Origin of the sequence: Shewanella bicestrii, assembly GCF_002216875.1 — a bacterium.
Taxonomy (GTDB): Bacteria; Pseudomonadota; Gammaproteobacteria; order Enterobacterales; family Shewanellaceae; genus Shewanella; species Shewanella seohaensis.
Genome location: NZ_CP022358.1, coordinates 549,770 through 574,364 on the forward strand (window position 1 = coordinate 549,770; position 24,595 = coordinate 574,364).

18 protein-coding genes are annotated in these 24,595 nt (G+C 50.4%); 15 read left to right on the forward strand and 3 right to left on the reverse strand.

Features of this window, described 5'->3' with window-relative positions; all coding sequences use genetic code 11:
* Positions 1-332 precede the first annotated feature (332 nt).
* From CF168_RS02555 to CF168_RS02615, 13 genes are all read left to right on the forward strand, one after another.
* On the forward strand, positions 333-1,382 hold the full coding sequence (locus CF168_RS02555) for a rod shape-determining protein (protein WP_011624203.1): 1,050 nt from the start codon (positions 333-335) through the stop codon (positions 1,380-1,382).
* A 44-nt stretch (positions 1,383-1,426) separates the two neighbouring features.
* Positions 1,427-2,488 carry a rod shape-determining protein MreC gene (mreC, locus tag CF168_RS02560; protein ID WP_089066860.1) on the forward strand — a complete coding sequence of 354 codons (1,062 nt, stop codon included), beginning with the start codon at positions 1,427-1,429 and terminating at the stop codon, positions 2,486-2,488.
* On the forward strand, positions 2,488-2,976 hold the full coding sequence (gene mreD / locus CF168_RS02565) for a rod shape-determining protein MreD (RefSeq protein ID WP_011625002.1): 489 nt from the start codon (positions 2,488-2,490) through the stop codon (positions 2,974-2,976). The genes mreC and mreD overlap by 1 nt, the downstream gene beginning before the upstream one ends.
* 2 nt (positions 2,977-2,978) lie before the next feature.
* A complete protein-coding gene (locus CF168_RS02570) occupies positions 2,979-3,563 on the forward strand; it encodes a Maf family protein (RefSeq protein WP_089066861.1) in 585 nt (194 codons plus the stop codon).
* Between the two features lie 177 nt (positions 3,564-3,740).
* Positions 3,741-5,207, forward strand: coding sequence for a ribonuclease G (gene rng, locus CF168_RS02575; RefSeq protein ID WP_049764552.1), 1,467 nt, complete (start codon positions 3,741-3,743; stop codon positions 5,205-5,207).
* The gene (locus tag CF168_RS02580) at positions 5,207-9,460 is read left to right on the forward strand and encodes a YhdP family protein (protein WP_089066862.1); all 4,254 of its coding nucleotides are present in this window, start codon (positions 5,207-5,209) and stop codon (positions 9,458-9,460) included. The genes rng and CF168_RS02580 overlap by 1 nt, the downstream gene beginning before the upstream one ends.
* Entirely contained in the window at positions 9,384-10,232 is an 849-nt protein-coding gene (locus tag CF168_RS02585) for a carbon-nitrogen hydrolase family protein (RefSeq protein ID WP_089066863.1), read from the forward strand. The genes CF168_RS02580 and CF168_RS02585 overlap by 77 nt, the downstream gene beginning before the upstream one ends.
* A 109-nt stretch (positions 10,233-10,341) precedes the next feature.
* Positions 10,342-11,790 (forward strand): metalloprotease TldD, encoded by a 1,449-nt coding sequence (tldD, locus tag CF168_RS02590; protein WP_041408898.1) that lies wholly within the window; start codon positions 10,342-10,344, stop codon positions 11,788-11,790.
* Positions 11,791-11,900: 110 nt separating this feature from the next.
* Positions 11,901-13,322: a TolC family protein gene (locus tag CF168_RS02595; protein ID WP_089066864.1), complete on the forward strand. Its 1,422-nt coding sequence runs from the start codon at positions 11,901-11,903 to the stop codon at positions 13,320-13,322.
* Positions 13,312-14,286, forward strand: coding sequence for an HlyD family secretion protein (locus CF168_RS02600; protein WP_011625009.1), 975 nt, complete (start codon positions 13,312-13,314; stop codon positions 14,284-14,286). The genes CF168_RS02595 and CF168_RS02600 overlap by 11 nt, the downstream gene beginning before the upstream one ends.
* A gap of 98 nt (positions 14,287-14,384) precedes the next feature.
* A complete protein-coding gene (locus CF168_RS02605; protein ID WP_167373679.1) occupies positions 14,385-15,599 on the forward strand; it encodes an ABC transporter permease in 1,215 nt (404 codons plus the stop codon).
* A gap of 1 nt (position 15,600) precedes the next feature.
* Positions 15,601-16,752, forward strand: coding sequence for an ABC transporter permease (locus CF168_RS02610; protein WP_089066866.1), 1,152 nt, complete (start codon positions 15,601-15,603; stop codon positions 16,750-16,752).
* A gap of 167 nt (positions 16,753-16,919) precedes the next feature.
* Positions 16,920-17,321, forward strand: coding sequence for a hypothetical protein (locus CF168_RS02615; protein WP_086902227.1), 402 nt, complete (start codon positions 16,920-16,922; stop codon positions 17,319-17,321).
* 144 nt (positions 17,322-17,465) lie between these two features.
* Here CF168_RS02615 and CF168_RS02620 read toward each other — a convergent pair whose 3' ends face one another.
* Positions 17,466-18,008, reverse strand: coding sequence for an outer membrane beta-barrel protein (locus CF168_RS02620; RefSeq protein ID WP_240520053.1), 543 nt, complete (start codon positions 18,006-18,008; stop codon positions 17,466-17,468).
* A gap of 520 nt (positions 18,009-18,528) precedes the next feature.
* On the opposite strand from CF168_RS02620, the gene CF168_RS02625 reads away from it, so the two are divergent.
* Positions 18,529-19,860, forward strand: coding sequence for an APC family permease (locus CF168_RS02625; protein ID WP_089066868.1), 1,332 nt, complete (start codon positions 18,529-18,531; stop codon positions 19,858-19,860).
* Between the two features lie 53 nt (positions 19,861-19,913).
* Here CF168_RS02625 and CF168_RS02630 read toward each other — a convergent pair whose 3' ends face one another.
* Both CF168_RS02630 and yjgA read right to left on the reverse strand, forming a co-directional pair.
* Positions 19,914-22,403, reverse strand: coding sequence for an Ig-like domain-containing protein (locus tag CF168_RS02630; protein ID WP_089066869.1), 2,490 nt, complete (start codon positions 22,401-22,403; stop codon positions 19,914-19,916).
* Between the two features lie 30 nt (positions 22,404-22,433).
* Complete coding sequence (yjgA, locus tag CF168_RS02635; protein WP_011625015.1) at positions 22,434-22,967, reverse strand: ribosome biogenesis factor YjgA; 534 nt, start codon at positions 22,965-22,967, stop codon at positions 22,434-22,436.
* Positions 22,968-23,142: 175 nt separating this feature from the next.
* On the opposite strand from yjgA, the gene pmbA reads away from it, so the two are divergent.
* The gene (gene pmbA, locus CF168_RS02640) at positions 23,143-24,486 is read left to right on the forward strand and encodes a metalloprotease PmbA (RefSeq protein WP_011624186.1); all 1,344 of its coding nucleotides are present in this window, start codon (positions 23,143-23,145) and stop codon (positions 24,484-24,486) included.
* Positions 24,487-24,595: the final 109 nt, after the last annotated feature.

Consider the following 24,595-nt stretch of genomic DNA (forward strand, 5'->3'; position numbering starts at 1 on the left):
AATTTGATTTTGCTGAATTGGGTTTCTGCTTTGGTGATTGATCATGAGGCGATGGTTTTTGAGGCGACGTTGCAAAGTGTAATACAGAGGAAAAATGCAAGAAACAGGTTTTACTAATGTTGCGAACTTGTATTGAGAGTGGTTTTTAACTGTTGGATTTTTCATCAATAAAGCGCTTTTTTCGATTAAATAGTGTTTTTGAGCGGCACATTTGAAAAAAAATCACTCCATTAGCGATTGTTAACCTCAACGGTCTTGTGGAATCAGGGTGGCATTGATAAAGTTAGCTGATTTTTCTTTTCTTCTGACTCCACAGAATACAGGCTAGTTACATGTTCAAGAAGCTGCGTGGCATTTTTTCTAATGATCTATCGATCGATTTGGGTACAGCTAACACCTTAATTTATGTTCGTGATGAAGGCATAGTCCTCAATGAGCCTTCTGTTGTTGCTATACGTGGTGAGCGTAGTAGTTCTGGTCAGAAGTCTGTTGCCGCTGTCGGTACAGAAGCCAAACAAATGTTAGGCCGTACCCCTGGCAATATCCAAGCAATCCGTCCGATGAAAGACGGTGTGATTGCCGACTTTTATGTGACAGAGAAAATGTTGCAGCACTTTATTAAACAAGTGCATAACAACAGCTTTTTTCGTCCAAGCCCACGTGTTTTAGTCTGTGTTCCTGTTGGCGCAACCCAAGTTGAACGCCGTGCGATTCGCGAGTCAGCCATGGGCGCAGGTGCCCGTGAAGTCTATTTGATTGAAGAGCCAATGGCCGCAGCAATTGGTGCGGGTTTACCTGTATCTGAAGCCACAGGTTCTATGGTTGTGGACATCGGTGGTGGTACTACTGAAGTCGCGATTATCTCCTTGAACGGTGTGGTGTATTCCTCTTCTGTACGTATCGGCGGTGACAAATTTGATGACGCCATCATCAACTATGTGCGTCGTAACTACGGCAGCTTGATTGGTGAAGCAACGGCTGAGCGCATCAAGCACACTATCGGTACTGCTTACCCAGGTGATGAAGTATTAGAGATTGAAGTCCGTGGTCGTAACTTGGCCGAAGGTGTACCTCGTAGTTTCACGCTGAACAGCAACGAAATTTTAGAAGCACTGCAAGAGCCATTATCAGGCATTGTGAGTGCCGTCATGGTGGCATTAGAGCAATCGCCGCCAGAATTAGCGTCTGATATCTCTGAGCGCGGCATGGTATTAACCGGTGGTGGTGCCTTACTGCGTGATTTAGACCGTTTATTGATGCAAGAAACTGGAATTCCAGTCATGGTGGCGGACGATCCTCTGACCTGCGTAGCGCGTGGTGGTGGTAAAGCCCTTGAAATGATTGATATGCACGGCGGCGATCTGTTCTCCGAAGAAACCTAATCTAACTTCGGTATGGGGCGGTTCATCACCGCCTTAGCTTTCCTATGAAGCCTATTTTTGTTCGTGGTATTTCGAACCAGTTCCGTTTAACACTGGCAATTATCCTGTCGGTGATTTTGCTCGCCGCAAATCACCGTCTCGAGCCTGCCCGTGAATCCCTTTCATCTGCCTTAAGTCCTATCCAATACCTTGCGAGTGTGCCCAGTGCGATTCTCGATTGGTCATCGGAGAGTTTTGCTACCCGTAATATGCTGGCATTGCAAAATAAAGAGTTGTTAAGGCAGCAATTATTAATGAGTGAGCGTCTGCAGCGTTTCGAGCATCTGCGTCAGGAAAACGAGCGTTTACGCGCCCTGTTGGGGTCGCCTGCCTATCAGGATTCCCGCAAGATGGTGGCCGAAGTGATGGAGGTGGCCAGCGATCCTTCCCATCATTATGTGGTGCTGAACCACGGCTCGCGCAGTGGTGTATTTGTTGGTCAACCCGTTGTTGATGCTCAGGGCGTCGTCGGCCAGGTTGTGCAGGTCAGTGAGATGACCAGCCGTGTGCTCTTGCTCTCCGATGTGTCCCACGGTTTACCCGTGCGAATTACCCGTAACGATGTGCGCTTAGTGGCTAACGGTACTGGTGAGCTCGATGAGATTGAACTGCGCCATGTGGCCAAGAGTACCGATATTCGCGTTGGCGATTTATTAGTGACCTCAGGGCTTGGTAATCGCTTTCCGGAAGGTTATCCGGTGGCGAGGGTCATGGAAGTCTTAACCGAAGATGGTCAGAGCTACGCGCGTGTCACGGCTCAGCCGTTAGCGGCGCTCGATAGGATTCGTTATCTGCTGTTGATTTGGCCATCCCCAGATTCTGGCGTGACTTTACCGAACCAACTCCCTGTGCCTGCGGCAGATCATCCTGCGGAAGAAGCCAAACCCGATGCCGGCACTGGCAGTGCTAATCCTCAAGGCGCGGCTGCTAATGCGAGCGTGCCTAGCAGTGCAGCACCTAATACCACGGCTCCTAATACGACAGTGCCTAATACTGGTGCGACGCCAAGCAATGCTAATGGTGCATCGAATGCTGCCACCACTCAACCGCCAGCCGAGGTGCACTAATGAGTTTACAAGCTGCTAATGGCAGACTCGTGGTATGGCTGACCCTCTTTGTCGGGCTCTTGAGCCAGATTATGCCGCTGCCTTCGATTGTCGAAGCCTGGCGTCCCGATTGGCTATTGATGATCTTAATTTATTGGTCAATTGCGCTGCCCCACAGATATAACATTCTCACGGCTTGGCTGATGGGATTGGCCCTCGATATTCTGCTCGGCGCCACCTTAGGCGTGCGCTCGCTGGCCATGTCGCTGGTGATTTATATTGCGATTTTGCATTGTCAGCGTCTACGTAACTTCCCTAAGTGGCAACAGTCGCTGGTGGTGATGGTGCTGATCGTTATCTATCACCTAATTATCTACTGGGTCGAGTTTGTGATGGATGGCGCTAAGTTCCATACGGATCTGTTTTTACCCGCACTATCGGGGCTGGCATTCTGGCCATGGATTTTTTGGATTTTACGTCGTGTTCGACGTCATTATAAGGTTCGTTAGTCGTGAATTTAGTCTTAGCCTCAACCTCGCCGCGCCGTAAAGAGTTATTGACTCATATTGGTTTAGGCCGCGCCGAGTTTCGTTTTACCCAAGTGGCACCGGATATCGACGAAACCCCTAAGAAAGGTGAGTTACCTCGCGACTATGTACAGCGGCTCGCGGCCGAAAAAGCCCAGGCAGGGCTTGCATTATGCTCAGGCATGTCACAGCCTGCCGTATTAGGTTCTGATACTATCGTCGTGCTTGAAAACGAAATATTAGGTAAGCCTGTAGATGAGGCCGATGCGAAGCGGGTACTGCGCGCACTTTCGGGTAAGGCGCACACTGTGATGACAGCTGTCGCCTTAGCTATGACTGACCAAACCTCTGTGCGTTTAGTCGAAACCTTAGTGCGTTTTTGCGTGCTGTCGGACGCCGACATCGATGCCTACGTTGCCTCACAGGAGCCAATGGATAAGGCGGGCAGCTATGGGATCCAAGGTTTGGGCGGTTGTTTTGTCGAATCCATTGAGGGGAGTTACTCCTGCGTCGTGGGCCTGCCCTTAGTGGAAACCCGCGAGCTGTTATCCGAGGCGGGCATAGGCTAATCCATGGATTAAGCGACTCGTTAACGGGCGCAATATGAGGCCTTAGTTGAGTATCCGCTAGACAAACTTCTGTGATATAGGTTTTCAGGCTTAACACATACTGAGATTAATTTAATTTCCCTAATGGGGTGAGTCGTGAATACCGGTCGCTTAAATCCGAATAAAGTTCAGCGCAAGATGGGTTCAGAATTACTGATTAACGTAACCCCATCTGAGGCACGTGTGGCTCTGGTTGAGCATGGCGTGTTGCAAGAAGTCCATATCGAGAGGCGCATGAAGCGCGGTCTAGTGGGCAATATTTACAAAGGCAAAATCAGCCGTGTGTTGCCCGGCATGCAAGCCGCCTTTGTGGATATAGGCTTAGATAAAGCCGCATTTTTACATGCCTCCGACATAGTGCCGCACACCGAATGCGTGGCCGATGTGGAAAAAGGCCATTTTGTGGTCCGTGATATCGCCGAGTTGGTTCGCCAAGGGCAAGATATTATGGTGCAGGTGGTAAAAGATCCGCTCGGCACTAAAGGTGCGCGCCTGACCACAGATATCACACTGCCTTCCCGTTATCTAGTATTTATGCCCGGCTCAAGCCATGTTGGGGTCTCCCAGCGGATTGAGCAGGAAGAAGAGCGCAGTCGTCTTAAGAAAATCACTCTGCCTTTCGTCGATGAAGACGGCGGCTTTATTATCCGCACCGCCGCCGAAGGCGTAGGTGAGGACGAACTTGCTCAGGATGCGGCTTTTTTGCGCCGAGTATGGTCTAAGGTCTCCGAGCGTCGTCAGCGCCGTGGCGTGGCACTCTTATATCAAGATCTCGCCCTGCCGGTACGCATTGTGCGCGACTTTGTGGGAACCGAATTAGATAGAATTCAAGTCGATTCGCGCCGTACCTTTGCCGAGCTGCAAGCCTTCGCCCAAGAGTTTATGCCGGAAATCGCCGACAAGATTGAGCACTATTCAGGGCCTGCACCAATTTTCGATCTCTACGATGTGGAGAATGAAATCCAGCGCGCACTGGGTCGCAAGGTCGAACTCAAATCGGGTGGCTATCTGATTATCGACCAGACCGAGGCCATGACCACGGTCGATATCAACACAGGTGCCTTTGTCGGCCACCGTAATCTTGAAGAAACCATCTTCAACACTAACCTCGAAGCGACCCAAGCGATTGCGCGGCAGCTGCGGCTACGTAACCTCGGCGGCATCATCATTATCGACTTTATCGATATGCTGAGTGACGAGCATAAAACGCGGGTACTCAATAGCTTAAATAGCGCGCTCGCTAAAGACAGAGTCAAGACGAATGTCAGTGGCTTCTCGGGTCTTGGGTTAGTCGAAATGACTCGTAAGCGCACCCGAGAAAGCTTGGAGCACGTGCTGTGCGGTGAATGCCCAGCCTGTCAGAGCACGGGTAGCATGAAGACGGTTGAAACGGTTTCCTACGAAATTTTCCGCGAAATCATCCGCTTGAATCGAGCCTATGATGCCGATGAGTTTTTGCTTTACTGCTCGCCCGCTGTATATAACAGCTTAAGTGGCGATGAAAGTCATCTGGTCGCCGAGCTTGAGGTCTACATAGGTAAACGCATTCGCCTGCAAAATGAGCCCATGTATTCCCAGCACAAATACGACGTGGTGATGATGTAGTGGCAACGCTTTTTACTGCGAAAAAACTAAGCCGTTTTTGCTGGCAATTATTGGCGCTGATCTTAGTCTTGTTTGCCCTGACGGTAAGCTTGATCCGCGGCTTATTGCCCCAAGTCGACGGTGTGCGTCAGCAGTTAGTTGAGTATGTAAAAAGCGAATATCAAATTGATGTGCAGGTCGGCGAGTTATCCGCCCAGTGGCAGGCCTTTGGCCCGGCCGTGACGGTCGATAATCTGGTGATCCCGCCGCAGGAAAAACTCCCCGTCACTGTGCTGGTTAAGAACGTCCAAATTAAATTGGATTTTTGGCAATCGCTGCTGACGACCAGCCCACGCATCGAAGATGTGAATTTTGATGGTGTGCATATTGCCCTCGATATCGACAAATTATCGGGTAATAAGGCGCAGGGCTCGGCCAATCAAACTTCGCAAACCGATTGGTTATATAAATTACTCTTAAAGCAGCTCGAACGTTTCTCGCTGACGGATGCCTCGGTGCAGCTGTTGAGCTTGCAGCATGAATATCGACCCATCCACATTCGCCACCTTAACTGGCGTAATAGTGGTGAGCGCCACCGCGGCGCGGGGGAAATTTACCTCGATAATAATGCCATGGTAAATGAGTCGCTGGGTTTGCAACTCGATCTTCAGGGTGACGCAACTGCGCCTGATACGTTGAAGGGGCAAATCTATCTTGCGGCCCAGTCCTTAGATTTGGGCGAATGGGCATCGCGTCAACCTAATCCCTATGATCCAAGCAAGAAGTTACCCTTAGAAGGGGTGGTCAATCTCAAGGCGTGGTTTGATTTTGCCCATCGTAGCATCAGCGCGGGCTTAGTGCAGTTTGAACCCAGTTGGCTGCAATGGTCGATGGAAGGTGAGCCGCAAAAGTTTGAAATCCAGTCCGGCAGCATTAGCTGGCTACCTAAGGAAACAGGCTGGGAGATCCGCAGTGCGGATTTGGATTTTGTGACCAATGGCGAGCATTGGCCTGACCTTAAGCTTGCGGCCAAGCAGCAAGATGATGCTTTTTATGCCTATGTGAGTCGCTTGGATTTACCGACCCTATTCCCACTCTTGCCATTATTTCCGGGTGTCGATTTAGCCGTCCTTAAGCAATGGTTTCAGCTGGCACCCGAAGGCAGTATTGGGCCGATCCGCCTCTATCAAAGCGCCAAGCAACCCTTGCTGGCCAGTACGTATATCAAGCAATTGCATTGGCAGAAAGCCGAAGGCATACCTAACACAAATCCTTTAGATTTAGCATTGCAATGGCAGAATGACAGCTTAGTGTTTTCGCTACCTGAACAGACCTATACCCTCGATTTTGGCGATCAATTTTCAGCGCCTCTGGTACTGCATGGCGCGGCGTTAACGGGCGCCTTCGATACCCAAAGAGCCACCTTATCCGTGCCTGAGGTTCAGCTCGAAAACGACGATCTTGGCGTTTCTGCCGCCCTAAAACTGGATTTTAGCGCCGAAGCCAGTATGTTGCTCGCCGCTAATGTGGCCGTTAAAAATGCCGCCAATGCGGACAGATACTTCCCCGTCAAAGCCATGGGCGAGGCGTTGGTGGAGTATTTGGATGGCGCTATCAAGGCAGGCCAGAGCCAAAATGCACAGGTGTTATGGCAGGGCGCCTTAGCGCATTTTCCCTTTGAGGATAATAGCGGGGTCTTCCAAGCGGCCTTTACCTTAGATAACGCCGAGTATCAATTTCAACCCGATTGGCCAGCGGTGACTGAGCTTTCCCTCGATGCCTTATTTGAAAATGCTCGCATGGATATCTGGGTTAACCAAGGCAAATTGATGAATGTGGTGGCCGATGGCGCCCATGTGTTTATCCCCGAGTTAGGCGAGCATTCGCTGTTAAAAATTCAGGCCGATCTCGCCACCAACGGTAGCGCCGCCACCCAAGTGTTGCAGGCATCACCACTCGCCGATACTGTGGGCAAGACCTTAAGCGTTGTGCAAGTGCAGGGTGCGGTGACGGGGAATTTAGATATCAGTATCCCCTTGTACGAGGGCGAGGCCGAGGATATCCGTGGCAAAATTGCCTTTGATAATACGCCCGTATTTATTGCCCAGCCCGGGTTACAGCTCAAGGCTGTGACGGGCACAGTGCAGTTTGCGAATGAGATTGTTGAGGGTAAAGGCATTAAATCCCGCTTATTTGAGCAGCCCTTCGAGTTCAGTTTTGCCACTAAACCCGAAGGAAAAGACTTTGCACTTAATGTGGATATGAAGAGCCGTTGGGATCTCAGCCGATTACCACAAGAGCTGCAAAATCCCTTGAGTGAATTTTACCAAGGTAAAGTCGCTTGGGGTGGCAACTTGAATATGGTGTTCGACGATCAAGGCTATCAAATTCAGGCCAATGTCGGCTCCGATCTCGTCGGCGCGACTCTGACATTGCCAGGTGCCTTTGCTAAACCCGAAGACGAGCCTAGACCCTTAATGGCGGTATTTTCTGGCGATCAGCAAACGGCGACCCTAAGCGTAAAACTGGATAAACAGGCCGAATTTATCGGTGGCTTCGAGGCGGAAAAGGGCACTCAATTCAGTTATTTTGACTTGTTATTGGGCCGACTCTTCGATGCGGCCGAGGTGCCCAATACCGAGCTGGGGCATATCAAGATTGATGTGACCAGCGGCAAGCTCGCCAATTGGCTGCCGGTGATTAATGCCTTTGTTGGCACAGACAACAAGCCTCCCCGCGCAGGCATTTTAGTCGAAGAGACGAGCCACTCCGCCTTGTTCCCTTCTGTAGTTGGGATAGACGCCAATATCGGCAAGTTTGATTTATTAGGACAAGGGCTGACCGAACTCAGATTAAATGCTAAGCCGAACGAACATGGCTGGCGTTTCGATGCTAAGGCCAGCGAGTTCGAAGGTTGGGTCGATTTTTATCCCAACTGGATGACCCAAGGATTAAAAGTCACCGCCAGTAAGTTTTATTTCTCCCCCGAAGTAAAACCCGAAGGGGAAGCCGATTTCGCCGCGGACGAGGTGCTGACCAATTTACCGCCGGTTGCCGTGAATGTGGATGATTTTCGCTTCTTCGACAAACCCTTTGGCAAGTTGGTGCTACAGGCGAGCCCACAGGCATCGGGCTATCGTATTCAAACCCTGTCATTGACGACGCCTGAGGTGTCCTTACAGGGTAACGGCATTTGGCAGCAGCAGAATGGTCAAAACCAAACTGAATTAACGGTGAGCTTAAACGCCAGTCAGTTCAATTATTTGAGTCAGCAATTGGGCATAGATCCTGGTGTGAATGAGGCGCCTTTGAAGGTGAATGCCGAGCTTAAGTGGCAAGGTGCACCCTACGCTTTCTCCCTCAATACCTTAAACGGCAAGGTGAAGTTTGAGCTGGGTAAGGGGCATTTATCCCAAGTGAGCGATAAGGGCGCGCGGATTTTCTCCCTGTTCAGCCTCGACTCCTTGGTACGTAAGTTATCCTTAGATTTCAGTGATGTATTTGGCCAGGGCATGTACTTCAATTCCTTTAGCGGCAATCTGCAAATCGATAATGGCGTGGTTAAAACCACGGATACCGAAATGGATGCGATTGCGGGCAATATGAAGGTGCGCGGCTATACGGATCTCACCAGTGAAAGCTTAAATTACGATATCCGATTTGTGCCGCAATTGGCGTCGAGTGTGCCGACCGTGGTGCTGCTCAGTACCAGTGCGTGGACGTTGGGGCTTGGTGCATTTGCACTGACTAAAGTGCTCGAGCCTGTGATTGAGGTTATTTCGGAAATCCGCTTCCGAGTGACTGGCACTATGTCCGATCCTGTGGTGGAGGAACTCGAACGTAAGAGCAAAGAGATTGAGATCCCCGAGTCGATTCTGCCTATGGTGGGTGGCGAATTGCCAGTGCCGACCGAGGGCGCTGAGCCTAAGGTTGATGCGGCGCCCATCAAGAATAGCGCCCCAATTAAGACAGACGCCACGCCACCCATCGAGCCTGAAAAAAACAATGGGCAGCCTGCGCCAGATGCTGATAAACCTAAAGAGGAACCAGTAAAAGCGGTTGAGGAAGAAGCATCGCCGCAAGCGCCAATGCTTCCCAAGGTAGAGCCTGCTGAGCCGCCCCAAGTTGAACCAGAACAACCTAAGCCTTTGAGCACTAAGGTGGTATTGTCGATAAACACAATTCAAGGAGATAGTGATGCGCATCAGCCTGTTGCAATGTCAGAGCAGTCGCGACGTCAGCGCGAATCTGTTGTTTATCGAATCGCAGCTTGAGGAATTAACCCGTCAGCGTCTGCAATGGGATAAAGATGCTCCTCATTTAGTGGTGCTGCCAGAATGCAGCCTGCTGTTTGGTGGCCATGAGAGTCAGCAACTCGCCTATGCCGGCGACAGTCATCTTAGCCCGTTAAAATCCGCCTTAAGTGCCTTAGCCGCCCGTTACTGCGTGTATATGGTGGCGGGAACCATCCCTGCGCTGGCGGAGGATGGGCGCGTCTACAGCCGTTGTTATCTGTTTGATGATAAAGGTGATACCTTAGGGCAATACGATAAACTGCATCTGTTTGACGTGGATGTTGCCGACGGCACTAAGCTATACCGCGAGAGTGAGACCTTCTGCCCAGGCAATCATATCAGCGTCATCGACACCCCGTTTGGCAAAATTGGCTTGACCATCTGTTATGATTTACGCTTTCCGGATTTATTCAGGGCGCTGCGCCTCGCGGGGGCTGAGATTATTACCGTGCCTTCGGCCTTTACTAAGGTCACGGGAGAAGCACATTGGCAGGTGTTATTACAGGCCAGAGCCATTGAAACACAATGCTTTATTTTAGCCGCCGCCCAATGGGGCGCACACAACGAAGGCAGTCGTGAGACCTGGGGGCAGAGCATGGTAATAGGTCCTTGGGGCGAGGTGATTGCCGAGCAGAAAACCGGTACAGGTTGGGTGCATGCCGATATCAATGTGGCCGAGGTGCACGGCATCCGCAGTAAAATGCCCGTGGCGCAACATAATCGCTTTACTGCACCGAACCTTAAACCTTGAACAGATTAAGCCTTCAACAGATTTAGATGAAATAGACTCACAGCGAATTTAAGTTATTTTAAAAATGAGTGAGTTGCCAATTTTAGCCAAGCTTTCAGAGAGAACCGCGATGCCTTTTTTAGCACAAGTAGAGCAAAGTTTATTAAAGGGTGGCTTAGCCCTCGATGGGTTACAGAGTTATTTAAACACTATACATCAACATAAAGTCGATTTTTCCGATCTCTATTTCCAAGGTAGTCGCCACGAATCTTGGGTGCTCGAAGATGGCATTATTAAAGATGGTAGCTTCCATATCGAACGTGGCGTCGGTGTGCGTGCCATCAGCGGCGAGAAAACCGGTTTTGCCTATGCCGATGATATTACGCCAGCGGCATTAAGCGCTGCGGCCGAGGCGGCGCGTGGTATTGCTGGGGCGGGTGAGCAGGCCAAGGTGCAGGCTTTCAAACGTCAACAAGCCTTAGCGCTGTACGATAGTCTCGACCCTATCGCCGCTATGGAAGAAGTAAAAAAAATCAACCTGCTAAAAGAGGCCGATGCCTATATCCGTAGCCTCGACAGCCGCATTATCCAAGTGGTCATTAGCCTAGCGGGCGTGCACGAAGAAATTCTGGTTGCCGCCAGTGACGGCACTTTGGCCGCCGATATTCGCCCGTTAGTGCGTTTTAACTGCAGCGTCATTTTAGAAGAAAATGGCAAGCGTGAACGTGGCAGCGCCGGTGGCGGTGGTCGTCACGATTACAGCGTGTTTATGGTGACGGATGAAACCGGTTTACCTATGTGCTTTGCCTTCGCCCGTGAAGCGGTGCGTCAGGCGCAAGTCAACCTCAACGCCATTGATGCGCCAGCCGGAGAGATGCCTGTGGTACTGGGTAATGGATGGCCGGGCGTGTTACTGCACGAGGCCGTGGGTCATGGCCTAGAAGGTGACTTTAACCGCAAGGGTAGCAGCGCCTTTAGTGGCATGGTCGGCGAACAAGTCGCTTCGAAACTGGTGACTGTGGTGGACGATGGCACGCTTGCGAATCGCCGTGGTTCACTGAGCATCGACGATGAAGGCGTACAAACCCAGAGAACTGTGTTAATCGAAGACGGTATTCTCAAAGGCTATATGCAGGATAAATTAAATGCTCGCCTGATGGGCGTGGCACCAACGGGGAATGGCCGCCGTGAATCCTATGCGCATCTGCCTATGCCTCGTATGACTAACACTTATATGACGGCGGGCGAGTCTGATCCGAGCGAGATCATCAAGTCGGTGAAGAAGGGCATTTATGCGCCTAACTTTGGCGGCGGTCAGGTGGATATCACCTCAGGCAAGTTCGTGTTCTCCGCTTCTGAAGCCTATCTGATTGAAAATGGTGAAGTGACTCAAGCGATTAAGGGCGCTACCCTGATTGGTAATGGCCCAGAAGCCATGAGCCAGATTTCCATGGTGGGTAACGACATGGCGCTAGATAAGGGCGTTGGTGTGTGTGGTAAGGATGGTCAAAGCGTGCCTGTGGGTGTCGGTCAACCGACCCTCAAACTTGACCGTTTAACCGTTGGAGGTACGGCATAACCCGCTTGTTTACTGTCTAGGCAGCACTTAAGGTGGTGGGTTCTAGCCGCCTTCCATGATGGATGTTATCATTTGCAAAGGAAATTAGAGTAACTACTCTAGAGGTGTTAATGAAACTATCACGTTTGGCATGGCTGTGTTTATTGCCTTTGCCCTCGCTATTGCCGTTAGTGGCCAATGCCCAGCCCAGTAGCTTTACTGAGGCTTGGCAGCAAGTGCTTAAGGTGAGCGATAAACTCCAGGCCCAATCCCAAGAGGTGAATCGCGCCAAGGGCGAGCAGGAGGCGGGCGAGAGTTTAAATCTGCCGTCCCTCAGCCTGAATGGCAGTTATACACACCTTGAAAAACCAATCGAATTAGATTTAAGGGATCTTAATCCCTTAGCCTCGCTTGACCCTGCGACCTTACCACCCGCACTCGGCGGCGCCTTGGCGAGTATTCCAGGTTCATTATTTGTCACGCCCTTTACCGAGCAAGATATTTTCCGCGCTAGCTTACAGGCGATGTGGCCAATTTATACTGGCGGCCAGATCACCGCGGCGCAAGGTATTCATGCCGCCATGGTGGCCGAGAAGCAACAGGAATTACAGTTAGCGACCCGCGACTTATTCACTCAGTTAGTCGATAGATACTATGCCGTCGATGTGACTCAATCCCTTGTCAGCACCCAAACCGAGCTGGTGGCCTCCTTAACTAAGCACGTTGATCACGCGCTAGCGCTGGAGCGTGAAGGGCAAATCGCTAAGGTCGAGCGCCTCAATGCTCAAGTTGCCCTAGACAACGCTAAGGTCAATTTAGGCAGCGCCCGTCGTCAACATGAAATGGCCGTGATCGCCCTATCGCGCATGTTGCAGCAGAGCGATGTCAGCACTAACTCACCCCTATTTGTGTTGCCGCAGGCGCCGTCATTGGGGGATTTGACCCAAGTGACCCTGAGCCAACATCCCGCACTTAAACTGCTTGAGGCTAAAGAAGCGCAGGCGAATGGCTTGGTTTCCTTAGAAAAAGGCAAATACCATCCGACTGTGTTCCTCTTTGGTAATTACACCTTATATGAAGATGACAGCTTGTTTTCTAAGGTGGAGCCGGACTGGATGGTGGGTATCGGCGTAAAAGTGCCCTTGCTGAGTCGCGATGGCCGCAGCGGTAAAGTGGAAGCGGCTAAGAGTGCCTTGCTGCAAGCCCGTTACACTAAGGCGCAGACCCGCCAAGACTTAAGTTTGCTGCTAGACCAAAGTTACCGCCAGTTATTGCAGGCTGAGGAAGAGGTCAAGGCACTTAATACCTCACTCGAACTGGCGAGTGAAAACCTGCGCTTAAGGGAAATCGCCTTTAACCAAGGGTTGTCCACTTCTATCGACAGGGTCGATGCCGAATTAAAACTGAGTGCCGTTAAAACCCAGCAGCTTGGTGCCAGTTATCGCTATGTGCAAGCCTATGCCAGATTAATGGCCATCAGTGGTCAATTAGATGAATTTATCGGTCGCAGTGCCACAGGCGCTCAATCGCAGGAGACTATCAATGCGCGCTAACAGAATCCTTGCCCTAACGGCGTTGGTCGCATTAGGCCTTATCTTAGCCTATGGACTCAAACTGGCTTACAGCCCAGCGCCGAGCCTGTTACAGGGGCAAATCGAAGCCCGTGAATATAACGTATCATCCAAAGTGCCAGGGCGTGTCGAGCAGGTCCTTGTGCGCCGTGGCGATAGCGTCAGCGAAGGCGATTTGTTATTTGCCATTCATAGTCCAGAGCTCGATGCCAAGTTGATGCAGGCTGAAGGCGGCCGAGATGCGGCCAAAGCCTTGCAACAGGAGGCGAATAACGGCGCCCGCACCCAAGAGGTAATGGCGGCTAAAGAGCAATGGCTCAAGGCACAAGCGGCGGCAACGCTGGCGAAAACCACCTATACCCGAGTGGAAAATCTCTTCAATGAAGGGGTTGCCGCAAGACAAAAACGCGATGAAGCCTTTACACAGTGGCAAGCGGCCAAGTACACAGAGCAAGCTGCCTTAGCCATGTATCAAATGGCCGAAGAAGGTGCGCGGGTCGAAACCAAAGCCGCAGCGGCGGGTAATGCTCGCATGGCCGAAGGTGCGGTGAAAGAAGTCAGCGCCATCATGGCTGACAGCCAAATGCGTGCACCTAAGTCAGGGGAAATTAGCGAAGTCTTGTTGCAAGCGGGAGAATTGGCTCCGAGTGGCTTCCCAGTGGTAAGCCTTATTGACATGCAGGACGCTTGGGCAGTATTCCAAGTGCGTGAAGATCAACTCAAACGCTTTAAAAAGGGTGATAAACTGCCATTAACTATTCCTGCGCTGGATAAAACCGTGGAGTTCACCGTCGCCCATATTAGCGTGATGGGCGACTTTGCGACTTGGCGTTCAACCGAAAGTGGTCACGATTTTGATATGCGCACCTTCGAGGTGGAGCTGCGCCCAACTGCGCCGATCCCCGATCTGCGTGTCGGTATGTCTGTGCTGCTCAGTGCTGAGTAACCATTGTGGCCAAGTCACCGAGCGAGCAAACGCATGTGAGCGAGCCTAAGCCGTTGAATGGGGCTCAGAATGCGGCGCATCCTGCATCCTCTGGGTTTCTGGCGCTGCTAGTGGCACTCGTGCGCCGCGAGCTTAGGGCGCTATGGCGCGATCCTTGGCAACTGGCCCTGATCAGTTACATCCCGCTGCTGGGCATCTTGTGTCTCTGGTGGTTATTTAGTGCTGGATTACCACGGCAATTACCCGTGGCGATTGTTGACCAAGACCACAGCCAGCTGAGCCGAATGTTGACCCGTCAACTCAAAGCCAACCCTGTCACCGAGCCGCGAAGTTTTACCGATCTTCCTTCGGCCGTTGCGGCCATGCAGCAGGCGCAGGTCTATGCCGTAGTGGTGTTTCCCCATGATATGAAAAAGGATTTACTCACAGGCCATAAACCAACAATCGATGTGCGTTACAACAGCCAGTTTTTGCTGGTGGGTAAGCTGTTGTCGAGTCAAATTCAGTTGAGTCTAGGCGATGGATTGTTGCAGGTCGCAGGCCTTAAGCAGCTGATGACGGGCACGCCAAAATCCCAAGTGGCGGTGAACTTAAGCCCAGTGAAAAGCCAAACGACCGCACTGTTTAACCGTAACAATAACTACATAGGTTTTTTAGTGCCGCCGGTATTGGTCGCGCTGTGGCAGTTATTATCCATGTTGGTAATGGCCAACAGCTTAAACCGCGAGTTGCACCTTAATACCGCGCAGTCAGAGGAGGGGATCTCCAATCGATTGACTGAGCATTTTTGGCCCAAGGTGTTAGCTAAAATCCTGTTGTTTACCCCGATATTGATGCTCCAAGGCGGGTTTATCCTCACTTGGTTGTATCTGTATTTGGCTTTGCCTTTTGCGGGCAGTTTAGCGCTGCTGCTGTTTGCTCAGTTGTTCATGCTGCTGGCGGTGTGGAGCCTTGTGTTGTTTATCTTTGTGCTGATGCGTGATAGCGCGCGGGTCATCAGTTTTTGTACTGCGCTGTTTGCGCCAGCCTTTGCCTTTATGGGGATCACTTTCCCCACCCATGAAATGCCGCAACTCGCCCAGTGGTGGCGACTCATCATGCCATCGAGCCATTATATTGAGTCCCATGTGAGCGTGGTGAGTTATGGCGCGGCGTGGCCGACGGTGGCGCAGCAATTGAGTAGTTATTGGGGGTTTATCGGTTTACTGCCGCTGATTTATCTCTTGGCTCACAAATTACTGCCGATGACGGTAAAAGCTCTGGCTGAAGCGACGGAATACGACGCGGCGCCACTGCCTGCGAAGGGGCAATAACATGAATTTATGGCAGCTTGTGCTGACAGAATTAAAGGCGATTGTGAGCGACAAGGCGATTGCCGTTACCCTATTCGGCGGTGTGCTGTTTTATTCAGTGCTCTATCCCTTGCCTTACTTGCACCAAGTCCCAACAGAACAACAGCTTATCGTGGTGGATTTAGATCATTCCTCCCTGAGCCGTCAACTTATTCGCCATGCGGATGCCAGCGCAAAAATCCAAGTGATAGGCCAAGTGGGCTCCATTACGGAGGCGAAGCGTTTTATCGAAACCGGCAAAGCCCATGGTTTATTGGTGATCCCTGAAGGATTTCGCCGCGACTTGTTGTTGGGCAAGGGCGTGACCTTAAGCTACGGCGGCGATGCCAGTTATTTCTTGATTTATTCGGCGGTGGCCGAGGGGCTTGTCAGTGCGGGGATGGATGCGGGTAAGCAAGTGCAATTAATTGGAATGCTCGCGCAGGGGAAAAATCCAAAAGAAGCCGAGCAGAACCTAAACTCGCTGCATTTAAACAGTGTGCCTGCCTTTAACCCTAGCCTAGGTTATACCCCCTACGTGGTGCCTGGGCTGTTCTTACTTATCCTGCATCAAACCTTGTTGATTGGAACCGGGATCCTCGGTGCGGGGCAGTGGCGCAGCCGCAGCTATTGGCAGCAGGTGTCGCCGCTGCAATTGGTCTGCGGTCGTATTCTCGCCTTTATGTTGATTTATATGGTGTTTACCAGCTTTTATGTGGGGTATTGCTACCACTGGTATAAGGTGAGTATTCAGGCGAGTCTTGGTTTAGTGGCGCTATGGTTGCTGCCGTTTTTATTGGCGACGGCGGCGGCTGGGGTTGCGATGAGCACGCTGTTTAGCCGCCGCGACCTACCGACTCAAGTATTGCTGCTGATTTCTATGCCGATTCTGTTTGTCTCCGGCTTTGTCTGGCCGATTGCATTAATTCCCGAGCCTTTGGTGCTGGGCTCGCAGATAATCCCTGCGGTGCCTGCCATTATGGGGATGTTGGAGCTGAACCAAATGGGCGCAAGCTGGGCGAGTGTGCTGCCAAAATGGTTACAGCTTTGGGGCTTGTTTGTGCTGTTTTTGGGTCTTGCGATGTTGGGGATCAAACGTCGGGCACGGGCATTGACTGAACCCAGTACATCTTAGGCGGCGCTGTTATTCGTACCGACAGAATACTGATTTTTATGTTTGTATTAAATTTGTTATTGGATATTAGGCAGATATAGATATAATCGTCCGGCAAAAAATTAAACAGGGGCCGTTTAATTTCGAAGCAGTTGCTTCATTTTTTATCGCATCAAAAGGAAGATGAAATGCGTAAAATTACTTTACTCTCTTTGGCCATGGGTACTTGTCTGTTGGCCGCCTGCGCCGCTAAACCTCCCATCGTTGCACAAGAAAAAACCGTTGAAGTCGATGGTATCAACCTCGTTTTTGGCGGTAGCTACGATACTGAACGCAAAAATATTTCACTGTCGGTGAATGGCGACTCAGTGATGAAAGGCACTTTCCCACCTTACACGCCAACCCAAAACCTCAGCGGTAAATACAAGGGTTACACCATCTCTAGCCAATGTTATTTTGGCTCAGTGCTGAGCAGCCAAGGTGGCGCATTTGGTGCGATTGCTGGGGTGATCCAATCGACAAAATCCAGCTCTGGCGATAAATGCGACATGCTGGTTAACGGTAAAATCGTCGAAAGCCTTTACTTCTAAGCATTCCTCATATCGCTACATGGCCCCTGTATCTTGTGTGTTCCCTTGTGGATAGCTGTATTGAACTCGGTAGGCTGTTTAAAAAAAAAGGGAGTACCCAAATAAACTAGGTACTCCAAGAAAATAATGAGGGAGAAAATAGTGTTAGAACTTGTAGTCTAAGGTGAGGTAAACCTGTTGACTGTTGTTAATTTCATTGCCGTTTTCTTCATAGTCTTGGGCTAAATAACGGTAGCCGAGATCCGATGAGAAATGCTCGCTCCATTTGTATTGCACGCCCACTTGACCGCCATATACAAAATCGGTTGCCGATTTGCCTGAGACTTTGTTGTCGTTGGCACCAATGCTAACCCCGGCAAACAAATTAACGTCTTTATGTACTGGTAACAGGTAGTCATAGGAGACTAACCAGCTGTACTGTTCCTGCTTGTACTTATCATTGGCAAAATTGAATTTGTCTTCCATATAACCAAAAGTACCTGTAATACGATGGTTCTGTTCAATCAGCATACCAATGCGGGCTTGATAGCTCAGATCTTCGGTGTCTTTGTTGATAACACCTTCAATCTCATCTGCTTGATAACCTAAACCCATACCTGCAAAGTAATCGATCTCGACGGCGTGAACGCTGCTACACAGTAAGGCTGCACCTGCTGCCATCATCATGGTTTTATTTAGTTTCATCATGGACTCCTAAGACTGCTAAGTCGTTTTATCAAAATAATATCGGGTTGATGGAACCTACTTTACGGCAACCCTTTAACGAGGATAAGCCTGTAACCGCGTGTCTCTTTGTCTCAAAAAACGCGACAATCAGATCAAACTCACATAGATAAGTACAAAATTTGTACTCTTCTTAAGCGAAGGAGCCATTTCTGAGAGCTTGCAAAATAGTAAGATTTTTTTATCTGCCTAAAGCACAGATAGGCAACTTAATGCCCTTATTGGGTTGTCTTCGACTCTGTTTTGGGGGAGAATGCGCGCCGCAAAAATAACCGGGGTATTCAGTATCCCGGTTATTTTCTTTTTGTGTGTATAGGTTTTAAACCAATTGAGGCCGGTAAACATCCGGAAATGATATGAGGTTCGTTTGAACCTACTTTACTGAGGACAATTCAATGGGGCTGTTGTTTACCGGATGTTCGGTAGTTGCCGTAAATCAATCTGTTGCGTTTGAAATTCCACCTGCTGCAAAAGGAGGTTGGAAATGAGCCAACAAAATCCAGGCTTAAAGCAAAGCCTTAGTCTGTGGCAAGTGGTTGTGATGGGATTAGCCTATCTCACGCCTATGGCCGTGTTTGACACCTTTGGCATTGTCTCCGAGATCACCTCAGGCCATGTGGCCACCTCTTACCTGCTCGCGTTAGCGGGGATCCTGTTTACCGCCTTTAGCTACGGTCACTTAGTGCGTAAATATCCCTATGCGGGCTCGGCCTATACCTATGCGCAAAAAACCTTTAGCCCGAATGTCGGCTTTATGGTGGGCTGGTCATCGCTGCTCGATTATATGTTTATGCCGATGATCAATATGTTGCTGGCAAAGATTTACCTGACGGCCATGTTCCCTAACGTCGAGCCGTGGATTTTTATCTTTGGTTTAGTTGCTGTGATGACGGTATTAAATCTGAGGGGCATAGATTTAGTGGCGAATTTTAATGGCGTTATCGTATTCGCCCAGATAGCCATTATCTTAGTGTTTATCGGTCTAATGGCCCATAGCCTGTCCCTTGGCGAAGGCGAAGGTGTGATTGCCAGTGTACGTCCATTCTATTCCGAAGAGATAAGCCTTGCGCCGCTGTTTACTGGCGCAACCATTCTGTGTTTCTCCTTCTTAGGCTTCGATGGCTTAAGTTCGTTGAGTGAAGAAACCAAGGACGCTAAGCGAGTCATCCCCCGCGCCATCGTGCTGACGGCGCTGATTGGTGGCGTAATTTTTGTCAGTGTGTCCTATTTCTTACAGCTGTTTTTCCCAGATATTTCTCGCTTCCAGCAGTTAGATGCTGTGCTGCCTGAGATTGCCCTGTATGTGGGTGGTAATTTATTCCAGTCAGTGGTGCTGGTGGCAACCACCATTGCGGTGTTGGCCTCGGGCATGGCAGCTCATGCGGGGGTGGCACGTATTCTCTACGTGATGGGTCGCGACAATATGCTGCCCAATAAAGGCTTTGGCTATGTGCATCCTAAATGGCGCACGCCGGCATTTAACGTGATTCTGGTGGGATTACTCGCGCTTTCGGCGGTGTCCTTCGATCTCGAAATGGCATTGGCGCTTGTCAACTTCGGGGCGCTGGTGGCTTTTACCTTTGTGAACCTGTCGGTAATAGTGCAGTTTTATATTAAAGAGAAACGTAACCAATCCTTGAAAGACCACTTTCAGTACTTCGTCTTACCCTTGTGCGGTGCGGCGACGATTGGCGTGCTGTGGCTTAACCTTGAACCTCAGTCCTTAGAGCTTGGCTTGATTTGGGCAGCAGTTGGGGTCTTGTACTTGGCACTGCGAAGCCTGCGTTTACGCAAGGCGGTAGAGTTACAGAATTAACTCGCAAATTGAGCTAGAAAGTAAAAGACCCGCAGTTGCGGGTCTTTTGGTTTTTACAGTGTCGGCACGGTAAAGCTGAGGGAGGTCTTAACTTGCTTGGGCGTAGTGGTCACGACACTGATTTGACTCCCCGCAGAGGCGGTAAAACTGAGTGGTGTGCCTAAGCCATTCTTGCCAGTGAGAGTGTTAGCTACCTCAATGATATCTGGCGTACCGTTACAATCGACGCAGAGCTCGATTTGGGTCTTAGCAGGCATAATTTGTTTGGCGCTGTCATGTACAAACACCACAAACTCAGACTCGCTACCTGCGGCAACGGGTTTAATATCATTAACGCTTGCGAGTAACACACCGTCTTGCTGCACACTGATATAAGCTTGCGAACCAGACATGCTTAGCACCAAAGCCTTACGCACATAGGTTTTGTTGGCTTGACCAGTGCCACAGAGGCTGCCTACACATTGAGGGCCGTTAAACTTGCCATCGGCAACGGGATAGGTATCACGGGCGAGGTTATCGAAATAGCGCTCGCCACTGTCGTAGCTAAAGTTTTCATTATCATCGCGAAACGCAGTCGGTAAGTCACTAAAACCGCTATTGTGGAAGGTTTCCACATCCATTCCATTGCCGCTGCAGTGAGTTGCTACACCATTGAATAAGCAGGCGTTAGTGATAGCGCCGCCATCGGCACTATCAAACTGATTGTTACCGTTAGTGTCGAAGAAGGTTTCGTGACCCAAGGCGTAGGCCAAGATGGTAATACGGTGATCTTGAGGGCGATAAGCGCCTGAAGTCCAAGTCACGCTACAGGCGCCATTTTGCGTTAGGCAGCTTGGGGCGATTTGGCCACCTTCGGTGTTGAAGTTAACCGTAGTATCATCGGGCGCTGGGTTACCAAAGCTGTCCGACAGTCTGGCGGTAATAGTCGCGGTTTCACCGTCATAATCGCCCGCTTCGGGGTTAAATATCGTCGTCGAAAGACTAAAGCCAAGTTGCTGTGGCAGGCCAGTATTAACCGTTAATTGCTCAGATTGGCTAGAGATCACTTCCTTGGTATCGGCATCCACTGCGCTGGCGACCACGCGAACAGGGGGCGGCACTGTACCCGAAAGCACACGTACACTAGCAATGCCCTGGGAGTTGGTTAGACTCTCGGCGCTGGCGCTGCCATTGGCAAAACTTAAACCGCCGACCACAGTATCTAAACTAAAACTAACCTTTTGCTGGGCTGCGGGCTGGCCATTGGCGCTGGTGACTTTAAAGCTCACCAGTGATGATTCGCTCGACCCAGTTCCGCCAGCGCCTTTAATGCGAATTTGGTTGGGCTCGGCCGCTTCAAAGCTCAGACTGGCTAAGGTTTGACGCTGTAGCGTAAAGGGGAAGTTCGCCGTCAGCGTTTGATTACCCACGACAGTGGTCGCGACGATTTGATCGTTACGCTCGCTATTCCCGCTGCAACTGGTGTCTTGGAAGGTCGAGCTGGCATTGCCCGATAGTGTCGTGACAGGCGAGTCTAAGCTCGCATTATTGCTGGCAGTACAGTCAGAGCTGAAACTGATGGATGACGGCGTCTGTACGCGAGTGACAGTGCCATCGCTGGCCTCTAACACTAAACTTGCGGTCACGCCAAAGCTGCCGCCGGCGCTGATTTTATAGCTGCCATCGGCCTGCGCCGTTAACGTACTGGCCAGTTTTCCTTCTGTAAAACTGCTGCCATTAAATGAGCCTAATTTTAAGGTGCCGGCTTCGTTAACCGCATCTTTGCTGAGTACTTCATACAAGCTGCTGCTTTGTAGCGATTGCCCTTGATACTCCACTGTTACCGTTAAGGCATTGGCGCCTAATTCGGTGGCACTTGGGGTATAAGTGACTTGGGCAATACCTTGCTCATCGGTTAGCGTGCTGGCCGGGGTTAAGGTCGCTGACCCCGCACTGAAGCTGACCTTAGCATCGGCGATACCTTTACTCTCGGCATCGAGGAAAATGGCTTGCAGTTGTACGGCTTCATCAACTTTAAAGCGAGTCACTACATTCGCGCCGCTTTGAATACTGGCGCTCAGTTTGGGGGCGATGGATGCGCCAGTACCGTCGATAGTGCCTGTAAATTCAAAGTTGCGAGTCGCCGATAGCGCGATGCTGGAGTCACTTGGGGTGGTGGTTGCCGTAATCGTTCCGGCATTGATCAGCAAATCTGGATTACTCACAATAACAATGGCTTCACCATTGTTATCCGTGAGTTTGCTTTCCGGTGTTAACGTCCCAAGGTCGGTCGTAAAGTTAACTCTCTGGTTGCTGACCTTTGCAGAACCTTTGTTTAACTTGGCGACAGCACAAAAACCTGCGTCTTTAGGGAAACTTTGAAGTGAGGTAAAACTGCCGCATTGACTACCCGATAAGGTTTTAAAGTCGATAGACAGTTTGTAAATACCGTCGCTGGCATCTGTGCCACCGTTGTCTTCGTCAGAGGGGCCGTTACAGCCCCAAAGTCCAAATAAACCAATAGAAAGCAAAGTAAGATTGCAAAACGTGTTGCTAAATCGCATAAGCAAACATCCTTGTTGGTGCTGAGTTAATTAGTCTTGGATTTCGCTGCGTAGGTATTTAAACAGCTCTTTTGATGATTTGGACTCAGGGCCTTTTGCCAACTCTTTTGTGGCTTGGCGCACTAAGGTACGCAGCTTCTGTCTGTCCAACTGTGGGTAATGTTCCACTAAGGTTTGAATTTCGCTGTCGCCTTGGCTCAGTAAACGCTCGCGCATTTTCTCGAACATTTGCAGTTTAGCGGTTTCGTTGTTGTTTTTGTTCAGTACGATAGCGAGCGCGGCTTTAATAGGCTCCACATCGACGTTACGCATCAACTTACCGATATATTGCATATGGCGGCGATAGGCTTCAGTCTTCGGCTTAATCTTATGAGCTTGCTGGATGCTGTCGTATAAGTGCTCGTCCAGCTCGATTTTATCTAGCTGGGTCTTACTGAGCGACACCAATTCCATACCGACTTTTTGAGCAGCTTCGCAGTCACGCTTGTCCTCGGTTTTGCTGACATACTCTTCGTCACTGTCATAGGGTTGTTTAAAATGCTCTGAATCACCAACAATCTTCATATAGATAAAACCTCAGTTAAATAACGGCCTAATAATAACATCTCCCGCCAAAAATCGCCTAACGAAAGCGCGTGCGCCATGGCTGAGATTGACGAAATAAGCGCGCAATAAATAATGAGAATGGCATGGGTGTTTGTTATGCTAACGCCATTGCCGACAACGAAAGAGTAGCTTTGTGTCTTTGAACAGAATCGATAGTGAATTGGCCGCGCTGAAAGATGCGGTTGCCGTGGCCCTCGAATATGCCAATAAATTAGGGACAAATGCCGCCGAAGTGGCGATCAGTAAACAACAGGGATTATCGGTTTCAACCCGCTTAAAAGAAGTGGAAACAGTTGAATTTAATAAAGATGGCGCCCTAGGGATTACGGTTTATCGCGATGGTTGCAAGGGCAGTTCATCGACTTCCGATCTCAGCCCTGAAGCCATTGCCCTGGCTGTGAAAGCGGCGGACGATATCGCCCGTTACACCTCGGCCGACCCCTTTAGCGGTTTAGCCGACAAAGCCTTGATGGCGACCGAGATCCGCGATCTTAAGCTCTATTATCCTGAAGATATTTCTCCCGACGAATTAGCCCAATTGGCGATTCGCGCCGAAACCGCGGCGCTGGATGCCGATCCGCGCATCAATAACTCCGATGGTGCCAGCGCAAACGCCCACACTTCGGTCAAGGTTTACGGCAATAGCCACGGCTTCTTAAATGGTTATTGTAGCTCGCGCTACAGCTTAAGTTGCAGCGTGATCGGTGAAGACTCAGATGGCAGCATGCAGCGGGATTACGATTACACTATCGCCCGTAAATTCAGTGAGATGCTATCTCCCGAATCCGTTGGCTTGAAAACCGCACAAAAGACAGTGAGTCGTTTAGGCGCGCGTAAGATTGCGACTTCGCGTTTACCAATTCTGCTTTCGCCTGAAATCGCCACAGGGCTTATCGGCCATTTAGTTGGCGCGATCAGCGGTGGCAGCCTGTACCGTAAATCCAGCTTCCTGTTGGATGCGATTCACACCCAAATCTTCCCCGATTGGTTCAACATTGAAGAACAACCGCATCTGCTGGGCGCGCTTGCCAGTGCCAACTACGATAGCGAAGGTGTAGCGACGCAAGATAGACGCATCATCGACCGTGGTATGTTAGAAAGCTATCTGCTGACGAGTTATTCAGCGCGCAAACTAGGCTTAACCAACACAGGCCATGCGGGCGGCATCTACAACTGGACGCTGGCGCACACCGGCCAAAGTTTCGATGAGCTAGTCAAAGGCATGGGCACAGGGTTAATTGTCACTGAAGTGATGGGCCAGGGCGTGAATATGGTGACAGGGGATTATTCCCGCGGCGCTGCCGGTTTTTACGTCGAAAATGGCGAAGTGCAGTTTCCCGTCGAAGAGATCACTATCGCGGGCAACTTGAAGGATATGTTCCGTGGGATTCAGGCGGTCAGTAAGGACTTCGATTTACGTTCGTCTATCCGCACTGGCGGGATTTTATTATCCGAGATGAAGGTTGCGGGTAACTAGCTATCGGCGCATAACGCTTGAGTCAATCGAAAAACAAAAGGGCAAATGCAGCTGCATTTGCCCTTTTTGCTTTAATTGCGCCGTGCTAAATAGCGCTGCCACATTTTAG